Below are 10,536 nucleotides of genomic sequence, written 5' to 3'. Positions count from 1 at the left end.
CCAGCGCCAACGCCGTGCAGGTGGTCGAGCATGTCGCCAAGGAATGGGGTGTCGACCGCGTCATCCTGATCCCTGACGAGTTCCTGGCCCGCAATGTCGCGCGCCAGACCGACATCAAGATCATCGCCTGGCAGGGGCGCTGCGAGGTGCATGAGCGCTTCACCGCGGCCGACATCCTGGAAGTGCGGGCCGCCTATCCGAACGCCGAGGTTCTGGCACACCCCGAGTGCCCGGCCGAGGTGTTGGAGGTTTCCGACTTCGCCGGCTCCACCGCCGCGATGAACGACTATGTGCTGCAGCGTAAGCCCAAGCAGGTGGTGCTGATCACTGAGTGCTCGATGGCCGACAACGTCGCCGCCGACGCGCCCGACACCGAGTTCCTGCGCCCCTGCAACCTGTGCCCGCACATGAAGCGTATCAGCCTGCAGAACATCTACGAGGCCCTGCTCCACAACCGCTACGAGGTCACCGTCGATCCGGCGATCGCCGACCGCGCGCGCTTGGCCGTGCAACGGATGATCGATCTGCCGCCGCCCCTGGTCCCGGCCCGCTACGATCTCGTGAAGGCTCGCCATCACGTCGATGTGGAATTGATCTAGCGGTGGAACGCATCAAGCACGATGGCGTGCTGATCGTCGGCGCGGGCCTTGCTGGCCTGTCGGCGGCGCTCGCGGTCGCCCCGCGCAAGGCCCTGGTCCTGACCGGCGCGCTGGTGAACCAGGGCTGCTCCTCCGCCTGGGCCCAGGGCGGCATGGCCGCGGCGCTGTCGGACGACGACGCCCCAGCCCTCCACGCCGCCGACACCGTCGCGGCCGGCGCGGGACTGGTCGATGCCGCCATGGCCGCCATCCTGGCGCAAGAAGGTCCGGACGCGGTGCGCCGGCTCGCCCTGCTGGGCGCACCGTTCGACCGCGACGATCAAGGCCAGTTCGCCACCAGCCTCGAAGCCGCCCACTCGCGCTCGCGGGTGGCTCGGGTGAAGGGCGACCAGGCCGGCCGCGCCATCATGGACGCGGTGGTCCGAACCGCACTCTCGGCGCCGCACGTCCAGATCCGCTCCGGCGCACGGCTGCGCGGCCTGCTGCAGGACGCCGAGGGCCGCGTGCGCGGCGTGCTGGCCGAGGAAGACGGGCGACTGATCGAGATAACCGCGGCGGCCACCATCCTGGCCACCGGCGGGATCGGCGGCCTCTACGCCGTCACCACCACCCCACCCGAACTGAAGGGCGAGGGCCTGGCCCTGGCCGCCATGGCTGGCGCGACCATCGCCGACCCCGAGTTCGTCCCGTTCCACCCGACCGCGATCGACATCGGCCGCGATCCGGCCCCCTTGGCCACCGAGGCCCTGCGCGGCGAAGGCGCCAAGCTGATCGACGGCGACGGCGAGGCCTTCATGGCCCGCTATCACCCCGACGCCGAACTCGCGCCCCGTGACGTGGTGGCTCGCGCCATCCATGCCGAGCGTGAAGCTGGGCGCGGCGCTTTCCTGGACGCCCGCGCCGCCGTGGGCGCGCACTTCCCCGACGAGTTCCCCGCCGTGTTCGCCGCCTGCCTGTCGGGCGGCATCGATCCAAGGGTCCAGCCGATCCCGGTCGCGCCGGCCTGCCACTATCACATGGGCGGGATCGTCACCGACGCGAACGGTCAGACTTCGTTGGCCAACCTGTTTGCCGCGGGGGAATGCGCCTCGACCGGCGTGCATGGCGCCAACCGTCTGGCGTCCAACTCGCTGCTGGAGGCCGCCGTGTTCGGCGCCCGCGCCGGCTACGCGGCTCGCGAAGTCGTTGATCCCAAGAGCCGGCCGCTGCGCGCCACGCCGGCGCCGGACCTGCCGCCGGAGGCCTTGGCGCAGCTGCGTATCGCCATGAGCCGCGACGCCGGCGTGGTTCGTGACGCCGACGGCCTCAGTCGTTTGATCGCCGAGATCGACGCGATGGAAGCCGCCTACGGGCGCGCCGCGCCCCTGGTCGCCGCCCGCCTCACCGCGCAGGCGGCCCTGGCGCGGCCCGCCAGCCTCGGCGCCCACTTCCGCGCCGACGGCGTTCCCGATCTGGCCCCCGCGCGGACCTTCATCACCCTGCCCGCCTCCAGCCCTCCACGCTTGGCCGCCGAATGATCGCTCCCATCCCCGACATCCTGATCGCGCCCGTCGTCATGGCCGCCCTGGCCGAAGACCTGGGCCGAGCCGGCGACGTGACCGCCCAGGCCTGCATCGCCGCCGACGCTCGCCTCTCGGCGGTGTTCGCCGTGCGCCAATCTGGCGTCGTGGCGGGCCTGGCCTGCGCGCGATTGGCGGTGTTGGCGCTCGATCCCGGCGCGCGCTTCGAGGAATGCGTTTCAGACGGCGATCTGGTCCAGCCGGGTGATGTGCTGGCCAAGGTCGAGGCCAACGCCCGCGCCCTGCTCTCGGCCGAGCGCACCGCGCTAAACCTGCTGGGCCGTCTCTCGGGCGTCGCCACCCTGACCCACACCTACACGACCGCCGTCAGCGGGACGAAGGCGCGGATCGCCGACACCCGCAAGACGACGCCCGGCCTGCGCCATCTGGAAAAATACGCCGTGCGGTGCGGCGGCGGCCTGAACCACCGCTTTGGCCTGGATGACGCGATCCTGATCAAGGACAACCATGTCGCGGCGTGCGGCGGGGTCGCTGAAGCCCTGAAACGCGCCCGCGCCGCAGCTGGCCACCTCATGAAGATCGAGGTCGAGGTCGACAGCCTGGCGCAGTTCGACGAAGCCCTGCCACTCGCCCCCGACGTGATCATGCTGGACAATTTCAGCCTGGAAGACCTAGCCACGGCCGTCCGACTGGCGGGCGGCAAGGTGACGCTCGAGGCCTCTGGCGGCGTCAGTCTGCAAACCGTGCGCGGCATCGCCGAAACCGGCGTGGGCGTGATCAGCGTCGGCGCGCTCACCCACTCGGCCCCGGTGCTCGATATCGGACTGGACGCGGTCTAACCCAAAACAGGAAAGCCGCCCGACCAGGCCTCCCACAAAGTCAGGCTTGGGCCGGGGGCGTTAAATCTATCTTGCGCAATCCCACCGACATTACGGCCCGATCGGTCGGGCGGCGTAATGAAGTTATCGGTTTTTGCGTGGGATGAAGGCTTTGACGGCGTAGCGCGGTCAGCCCGAAAGATGGCGCCGTCGCGCTGGGTTGTCGGCGCCCTCAACGCCATGCTGGTCGGCGCCTTACTTGGCCCAAGAACCGCGACGATCTGGGTCTTGGCTTTCGCCATGGCCGAGATCTGGACTTGGCTCGCCACCTCCGGCCAAAAGCACGAAACACCAAGCGTCCTGCGCCGCCTCTCCTATCTCGGCTCGGCCCTGGCCGTAAATTTCGTCTGGGTCGGGCTCGCATTCGCCTATTGGCGCTCGGCGATCCCCGGCGCGGAGTTCCTTGCCTTCCTGACCTGGTCGGCATTGCTCGCCAACGCGATCAGCCACGCGTTCCGCTCGCCGCTGGCGGTGCTGGTGTTCGGCGCGCCAAGCGCGATAGCCGTGCTGGTCGCGACACTGTTCTTTCCGGCCTTCGAAGGCGCCACGCAGCTCGCCGCCGCCCTGGGCGCCGTGGTCTTCGTCGGCTACGCGGCGCTATCGGCTGAGCGAAGCGTGCTCGCCGCGCGCGAACTGGCGACCGCGCGCTTCGAACTGGAAGCCCAGACCCAAGCCGCCCATGGGGCGAACCAGGCCAAGTCGGCCTTCCTGGCGATGATGAGCCACGAACTGCGCACACCGATGAACGGCGTGCTCGGCATGGCTCACGCCCTGGAGCGCACGGACCTGAACGTTCGCCAGGCCGAGCATGTCGCCACCCTGCTGCGCTCCGGCGGCGGACTGATGACCATTCTCAACGACATCCTCGACTTGGCGAAGATCGAGGCCGGCCGGTTCGACATTGAAAATCGCCCCTTCGACCTGCGCCACGCCGTCGGGCGGTCGATCGAGCTCTGGGGTCCGGCCGCGCTTGAAAAGCGCCTGGCCCTAACCTGCGAAATTTCGTCCGGAGTTCCGGCCTGGGTGACGGGAGACGACGCCCGCCTTCGCCAGATCCTCCAGAACCTGCTGTCCAACGCGCTGAAGTTCACCGCCAAGGGCAGTGTCCGATTGACCGTCGCCCCCACGGGGCGCGGAGACGAGATCGCCTTCACCGTCGCCGACACCGGCCCGGGGATCGAGCCCGCCACCCAGGCGCGGCTCTTCCAGGGGTTCACCCAGGCCGACACCAGCATCGCCCGGCGCTTTGGCGGCACGGGTCTTGGCCTAGCGATCTCGCGCAACCTCGCGCGCCTGATGGGCGGCGACATCACCCTCGAAAGCCGACTGAGCGAGGGATCAAGTTTCACCCTAGCCCTGCCCTTGCCAGCGGCGAGCTTCCAGCCGGCCCCATCGGCCGCTCCTCAGCCCCAGCCCCGGGCGATCCCGGCCCGCGCCCTGGTGGTCGACGACAACCGCACCAACCAGGAGGTCGCGCGCGCCTTGCTGGAAGCCTTGGGCCTGAGCGTCGTGGCCGTCGGCAGCGGGCAGGACGGCCTGCAAGCCCTGGAGACCGGCGACTTCGACGTGGTGTTCATGGACATCCACATGCCCGGCATGAGCGGCATTGAGACCCTGGAAGCCATTCGGGCTAGCGGTGAGGAGACGATCCCCGTCGTCGCCCTGACCGCCGACGCTATGGCCGGCGAGCGCGAACGCCTGCTGCCGCTCGGCTTCAACGACTATCTTAGCAAGCCGATCGAACCCGCGGCCCTGGTCCGCATCCTGGGCTTGGCCACCTAGCTGTCTAGGCCGGCGGCAGCCGCGCCGCGGCTTGCTCGGCCGCGGCCAAACGCGCCGCCGCGCCCGGGGCCAACCCCGCCTTCACAGCGGCCAGCACCTTAGGGGACGCCAGTTCCGGCCGCCCGGAGGCGAAGGGCGGCGCGGGCGCGTACTCCAAGCCAAGCTGGATGGACTGGGCGAAGGTCTCGCCCGCCAACTCGGCGGCGACCACGAAGGCGAAATCCAGCCCCGCCGTCACACCGCCGCCGGTGATGATGTCGCCGTCGCGCGCCACCCGGCTCTCGTCGACGATGGCGCCGAACGGGACCAGCAGGTCGCGCCAGGCCCAGTGGCAGGCGGCCCGCTTACCGCGCAGGAAGCCCGCCGCGGCCAGGATCAGCGATCCGGTACAGACGCTGGTGAGGTACTTCGCGCCGCCGCCCAACCGCCGGATCTGCGCCATGAACGCCTCATCCAGCATGGCGTCGGTCGTGCCGAACCCGCCCGGCACACACAGCATGTCGCAGTGCTCGATCTTCGACATGTCGGCGAGATTGGCGAAGGTCAGGCCGTCGGCCGTCACATCGACACCGCCCATCGAGGCGACCGTGACCTTGGTGTTCGGCAGGCGCGCCAACACCTGATGCGGACCGGTGAAGTCGAGATGGGTGACGTCGGGATAGAGCGGAATGACGATCTGAAACTGGGACATGACGACCTCCAGGGATTTGACGAGGCCACAGTGCGCGGCCTAGCCTGCGGCAGGAATGACATTCTTCCCTCGGATTCAGCCACATGCGCACCCTCGGCGTCCTGATCTTCCCGGACTTCCAAATCCTCGACGCAGCCGGCCCTATCGCCGCCTTCGAGATCGCCGCCCGCTACGTGCCGGGGGCCTATGAGATCAAGGTGGTGGCGCGCGAGCCGGGTCCGGTCGCCTCCTCGTCACGCGCCCTGATGATCGCCGAGCCGCTGACCGACACGCCCCTCGACACCCTGATGATCGCCGGGGGCGATGGATCGCGCATGGCGGTGCTGTGCGCGCGGACGGCCGAGTGGATCGGCACGGCGTCGGCCAATGCGCGGCGCACCACGAGCGTTTGCTCGGGAGCCTTCCTCCTGGCCCGGGCCGGTCTGCTGGATGGGCGCAGGGCCACCACCCACTGGGACCGCTGCGCCGACCTCGCCCGCCGCTATCGCAAGGTGCGGGTCGAGCCCGACCGGATCTTCGTGCGCGACGGCGACATCTGGACCTCGGCGGGCATCACCGCCGGCATCGACCTGGCCCTTGCCCTGATCGCCGACGACCTTGGTGAGGACATAGCCCGCGCCGTCGCCCGGCAATTGGTGGTCTATTACCGCCGGCCCGGCGGGCAGTCGCAGTTCTCCGCCCTGGTCGAGATGGGCGGACGCGGCGGCCGGTTCGCCGCCCTGCTCGATTGGATGCGTGAGCGGCTGGCCGAGCCGCTCAGCGTCGAGAAACTCGCCGACAAGGCGGCGATGAGCCCGCGCCACTTCGCCCGCGCCTTCGCCGCCGAGACCGGCACGACCCCGGCCAAGGCCGTGGAACGTCTGAGGCTGGAGACCGCTCGCGAGCGGGTGGAGAACTCGACCGATCCGATCGACCGGGTGGCCGAGCTCACCGGCTTCGGCGATCCCGAGCGCATGCGCCGGGCGTTCCTGCGCGCCTTCGGCCAGCCGCCCCAGGCCCTACGCCGAGCCGCGCGCGCTTAGCGCTCTAGGGCCGATCCGAGGCCAGCCTCGCAATTTGGGCCTGCAGCAGGTCGATGGTCTGGTTCTGCGCCTCGATCAGCCGCGCAAGGTCGAGGCTGCGCATAGCGTCCATTTTGTCGTGCAAATGCATGATCTCCAGCTCCGCGCGCAGGTTCACCACATAGTCGTGCTCGGCCGCGCGCCGATCCTGGGCGCTCTGCCGGTTCTGACTCATCATGATGACCGGCGCCTGGATGGCGGCCAGCATCGACAGCATCAAATTGAGGAAGATGAAGGGATAGGGATCGAACGCCAGATGGCCGCCGCGAGTAAACTGGTTCCAGCCTATCCACAGAGCCAGGGCCACTCCAAAACCGATGATGAACGCCCAGGAGCCGCCAATCGAGGCGACTCGGTCGGCCAAGCGCTGTCCAAAGGTGCGGTCGTCGCGCGACAAGATCGGGTCCGCGCCGCTGGGCGCCTCGGCCGCTATGAGATCGATGACGCTCTTCTGCAGGGGATTGAGCCCCTCATAGGAGCAGTTGAGCAGGCCCTGGGCCAGCTCGTCGCTACGGTTCACACCGTTCTTCATATTGGACTTCCCGAGTCGCTTCCGACCACCGCCGATGGGTGCGCATAAGCATGGCCCATCGGCGGTAGGAGAGAAACGGCTTCAGGAAACTCAGTCGGTTCCGACGACCTCGGCCTCGGCGTCCACCGCATGAGACGGTGCGAGTTTGGCCGGGGTGAGCTTGGCGACCGGAGGCCGGGTCGGTTCGGGGGCCTTGCGCGCAGAAGCGGCAGCTTCGGCCGACGCGATGTCCGGCGCGGCGGCCACGACATCGGCCTTGTCGCCCGTCACCGCCGAAGCTAAGCGCAGCTCTTTGGTGATTTCCATCGGAGCCGAGACAGCGGGCGCTGAAGTGAATGTCACCGCATTGGTCGCGCGACGGCTCTCAGCGCTGGCCGTGTAGACGCGGCCGGCGTCGCGGCCCATGCGATAGAATACATGCAGCCCGACCTCGGCCGTCCGCACCAGACGCGGCCCCCAGTTCGGAGCGACGTTGACGGTGTGGAAGTGGGTGGCGTCGCCGACGTTGCTCATGACCCCGCCCGAAAGCGCCTTGGAGGCGACCTTCTGGGCGCGGTTCCAGGCGGCGGTCTCGCGACCACGGCGCATGGAGCCGTCACAAGCAAAGCTGAATTGGCAGCCGACCCGCTTGCCCGCGCCCTGGAACACCACGGCGCAGACAGTCTTCGGGAAGGCCGGATGGCGAACGCGGTTGAGCACGACCTGGGCGACAGCGGCCTGGCCGGCCGGGGTCTCGCCTCGCGCCTCGAAATAGACCGCCTGCGTCAGGCATTCGAGTTCGCGGGAGGTTTCGAGCGCGCCGCTCAGATGGAAAGGCGCGGCGGCTGGCAGACTGACGTCAAAGCCGCCTCGCAACGGAATCCGGCTGACGCTCGGCCGTTGGGTGTTTTCCAACCGCGTCGTCAGGACGGCGTTCTGGCGGTCACGTTCGAGCGAACCGCTGGAGACGAAGGAGTCATGACGGCGGGCGACCCGTAGAACCCCTGGATCCAGGGCGGCGGCCTCGCGTTCAAGAACAGTGTCGGAATAGGCGCCGGCGGCCGCATTGGCCAGGCGCGAAACCCGAGCGTGGTCGGTCGCGGCGCGCGACATGCCGCCAACCATGTAGGCTGCGCCCAGCGCAAGCCCAATGCCGGAGCCGATCAAAACGGCGCATGTCGGCGCACGCCAAGCGGCGTGAGCCTTAATGTCGAATGTCAAAGAGAGTTGTCCCGTGTGGCGAGGGCGGTTGCGCCCCCCGACATCGTCGTCACGTGCGCCCCTGCTCATGCTGGCGGCGTCGCGACTATGAACCTGTCCAGATACACGTGGAGTGGCAGGTTACGGCGAAGTTGAGGGGGTTATGACGATCCACACCAGGGGTGGCAAGCCGACAATCGGTCGCAGCCCAGCTTTTTTCAGTTTCTGTTAACCGCAGGGAGGGCCAGGCGGAACTTCACCATGGGCTCGCCGTTCCCACTGCGAAGCTTTCGGAACTCAAGGAATCCACATGCGCAAGACCCTTAGCCTCATCGTCCTAGCCGGCCTTGCCGTCACCCTCTCGGCCTGCGGCCACAATGTCGAACAGCGGGCGGCGACGGGCGCCGCGACCGGGGCGGTCCTTGGCGGACCGGTCGGCGCGGTCGTCGGCGCAGGCGTCGGCACGGTCGTCAGCAAGGCCGCCGACAAATAAGTCGGCTACGGCCCTCCCGTCCTGGGAGGGCCGAGCTAAATTCTCCAAAAGGGTTCCCCGACGGCGCCATAGCTGCGCCCAATTTCTGATGCCAGACTGACACCCATGCTGAAGGTCGTCGCGCTCATCACCCTGGCGGGAACAGCTATTCCGCAGGCCGCCGCCGCGGCTCCCGCCTGGCGCGTGGAGCAAGCATGCGCCATGCAGCGCTACCTTCGCGCCACTCCGGCCTTTCCATCCGACTGGGGCCAGCAAGGCGCCAATGTCTCGCTGAACGGCTCGCGCCAGACCGTGGGCCGGCGCGATGACCCGGACGCGCGCGCCCAGTTCGACGCCGCCATGCGCTCTGGCCGCGGCTTCGCCGATAGAGCCGCTGAAAAGCTGTCGGTGCACGAGCGGATCACCCAACAGGAAGCCTATCGCCGCATCGGCGCTGATCCCGGCCCCTGGCCGCAGGTGACGCCCGCCAAGTGTCAGGCCCTGGAACGCCGCGCCCTGAAGAACGAACGCTAGGGCTTCGCTCCCCAGCGGACTAAAGCCGCTCACGCACGCTGCTGACACGTCCTGACACTTCGGCGGACTAGCGTTCGCCCATGATCCACCCTACTTTGGCGTTCATGCCCCGTTCTCCCGAGACCACGCCGACACCCCCCGGCGTCGCCGACATGTCGGCGAGCTTCGACTACGACGAATCCGCCATGCCGATGCTGTGGAAGCCCCACCGCCCGGATCGGCCGGCCAAGTCGGAGGGCGGCAAACGCTTCACCCTGGTCAGCGACTACGAGCCGGCCGGCGACCAGCCGCGCGCGATCGCCGAGTTGGTCGAAGGGTTGGAAGGACGCGAACAGGACCAGGTTCTGCTCGGCGTGACCGGCTCGGGCAAGACCTTCACCATGGCCAAGGTCATTGAGCAGACCCAGCGCCCGGCGCTGATCCTGGCGCCGAACAAGACGCTCGCCGCCCAGCTCTATTCGGAGATGAAGAGCTTCTTCCCGGACAACGCCGTGGAGTTCTTCGTCTCGTATTACGACTACTACCAGCCCGAGGCCTATGTGCCGCGGACCGACACCTACATCGAGAAGGACTCATCGATTAACGAGCAGATCGACCGGATGCGCCACTCGGCCACCCGCGCGATCCTGGAGCGCGACGACGTGATCGTCGTGGCCTCGGTGTCCTGCATCTACGGCATCGGCTCGGTCGAAACCTACACCGCCATGACCTTCACCCTCGAACCGGGCCAGCGCCTGGACGAGAAGCAGCTCATGGCCGACCTGGTGGCCCTGCAATACAAGCGCAACGACGCCGCCTTCGAGCGCGGTACCTTCCGCCGCCGCGGCGACACCATCGAGATCTTCCCCGCCCACTACGAGGACCGCGCCTGGCGCATCTCGCTGTTCGGCGACGAGGTGGAGACCATCACCGAATTCGATCCCCTGACCGGCAAGAAGACCGCCGACCTCGAAGGGATCAAGATTTACGCCAACAGCCACCACGTCACGCCGCGCCCGACCCTGAACCAGGCGGTGATCCAGATCCGCGACGAGTTGAAGGAACGGCTGGACTGGATGATCGCCAACGGCAAGCTGCTGGAGGCCCAGCGGCTGGAGCAACGGACCACCTTCGACCTGGAGATGATCCAGGCCACCGGCTCCTGCGCCGGCATCGAGAACTATTCCCGCTACCTGTCGGGCCGCCGCACCGGCGAGCCGCCGCCGACCTTCTTCGAGTACATCCCCGAGAACGCCCTGCTGTTCATCGACGAGAGCCACCAGACGGTGCCCCAGATCGGCGCCATGTA

Annotated in this window: 11 protein-coding genes; 8 read left to right on the top strand and 3 right to left on the bottom strand. The window is 68.3% G+C overall.

The features are described 5' to 3' along the window. The 4 genes from nadA to Q7T84_RS06435 all read left to right on the top strand — a co-directional run. On the top strand, positions 1–599 hold a 599-nt coding region (gene nadA / locus Q7T84_RS06450), incomplete at its 5' end, for a quinolinate synthase NadA (protein ID WP_304806930.1). Continuing rightward, entirely contained in the window at positions 590–2,116 is a 1,527-nt protein-coding gene (locus tag Q7T84_RS06445; RefSeq protein ID WP_304806931.1) for an L-aspartate oxidase, read from the top strand. The genes nadA and Q7T84_RS06445, both read left to right, overlap by 10 nt. Continuing rightward, complete coding sequence (gene nadC, locus Q7T84_RS06440) at positions 2,113–2,958, top strand: carboxylating nicotinate-nucleotide diphosphorylase (RefSeq protein WP_304806929.1); 846 nt, start codon at positions 2,113–2,115, stop codon at positions 2,956–2,958. The genes Q7T84_RS06445 and nadC overlap by 4 nt, the downstream gene beginning before the upstream one ends. Before the next feature lie 117 nt (positions 2,959–3,075). Then, complete coding sequence (locus Q7T84_RS06435; protein ID WP_304806928.1) at positions 3,076–4,779, top strand: ATP-binding protein; 1,704 nt, start codon at positions 3,076–3,078, stop codon at positions 4,777–4,779. Between the two features lie 4 nt (positions 4,780–4,783). Here Q7T84_RS06435 and Q7T84_RS06430 read toward each other — a convergent pair whose 3' ends face one another. After that, a complete protein-coding gene (locus Q7T84_RS06430) occupies positions 4,784–5,470 on the bottom strand; it encodes a DJ-1/PfpI family protein (RefSeq protein ID WP_304806927.1) in 687 nt (228 codons plus the stop codon). A gap of 83 nt (positions 5,471–5,553) precedes the next feature. Between Q7T84_RS06430 and Q7T84_RS06425 the strand changes: the two genes are divergently transcribed. Next, entirely contained in the window at positions 5,554–6,492 is a 939-nt protein-coding gene (locus tag Q7T84_RS06425; protein WP_304806926.1) for a GlxA family transcriptional regulator, read from the top strand. 4 nt (positions 6,493–6,496) lie between these two features. Here Q7T84_RS06425 and Q7T84_RS06420 read toward each other — a convergent pair whose 3' ends face one another. Continuing rightward, positions 6,497–7,063, bottom strand: coding sequence for a DUF1003 domain-containing protein (locus Q7T84_RS06420; RefSeq protein ID WP_304806924.1), 567 nt, complete (start codon positions 7,061–7,063; stop codon positions 6,497–6,499). A 90-nt stretch (positions 7,064–7,153) separates the two neighbouring features. Then, the gene (locus Q7T84_RS06415; RefSeq protein ID WP_304806923.1) at positions 7,154–8,263 is read right to left on the bottom strand and encodes a cell wall hydrolase; all 1,110 of its coding nucleotides are present in this window, start codon (positions 8,261–8,263) and stop codon (positions 7,154–7,156) included. A 289-nt stretch (positions 8,264–8,552) separates the two neighbouring features. On the opposite strand from Q7T84_RS06415, the gene Q7T84_RS06410 reads away from it, so the two are divergent. From Q7T84_RS06410 to Q7T84_RS06400, 3 genes are all read left to right on the top strand, one after another. Beyond that, entirely contained in the window at positions 8,553–8,735 is a 183-nt protein-coding gene (locus Q7T84_RS06410; protein ID WP_304806922.1) for a hypothetical protein, read from the top strand. Positions 8,736–8,840: 105 nt separating this feature from the next. Beyond that, positions 8,841–9,248, top strand: coding sequence for a hypothetical protein (locus Q7T84_RS06405; protein ID WP_304806921.1), 408 nt, complete (start codon positions 8,841–8,843; stop codon positions 9,246–9,248). A 104-nt stretch (positions 9,249–9,352) separates the two neighbouring features. Then, a partial coding sequence (locus Q7T84_RS06400; RefSeq protein WP_304806920.1) for a DEAD/DEAH box helicase family protein occupies positions 9,353–10,536 on the top strand: 1,184 nt, incomplete at its 3' end.

The organism is Phenylobacterium sp., assembly GCF_030654915.1.
Lineage (GTDB): Bacteria > Pseudomonadota > Alphaproteobacteria > Caulobacterales > Caulobacteraceae > Phenylobacterium.
This window is presented reverse-complemented; position numbering and strand designations above follow the sequence as displayed.

Coding starts and splice junctions, on each gene's coding strand:
- nadC (WP_304806929.1), top strand. CDS start 2,113: ATGATCGCTCCCATCCCCGACATCCTGATCGCGCCCGTCGTCATGGCC.
- Q7T84_RS06435 (WP_304806928.1), top strand. CDS start 3,076: ATGAAGTTATCGGTTTTTGCGTGGGATGAAGGCTTTGACGGCGTAGCG.
- Q7T84_RS06430 (WP_304806927.1), bottom strand. CDS start 5,470: ATGTCCCAGTTTCAGATCGTCATTCCGCTCTATCCCGACGTCACCCAT.
- Q7T84_RS06425 (WP_304806926.1), top strand. CDS start 5,554: ATGCGCACCCTCGGCGTCCTGATCTTCCCGGACTTCCAAATCCTCGAC.
- Q7T84_RS06420 (WP_304806924.1), bottom strand. CDS start 7,063: ATGAAGAACGGTGTGAACCGTAGCGACGAGCTGGCCCAGGGCCTGCTC.
- Q7T84_RS06410 (WP_304806922.1), top strand. CDS start 8,553: ATGCGCAAGACCCTTAGCCTCATCGTCCTAGCCGGCCTTGCCGTCACC.
- Q7T84_RS06405 (WP_304806921.1), top strand. CDS start 8,841: ATGCTGAAGGTCGTCGCGCTCATCACCCTGGCGGGAACAGCTATTCCG.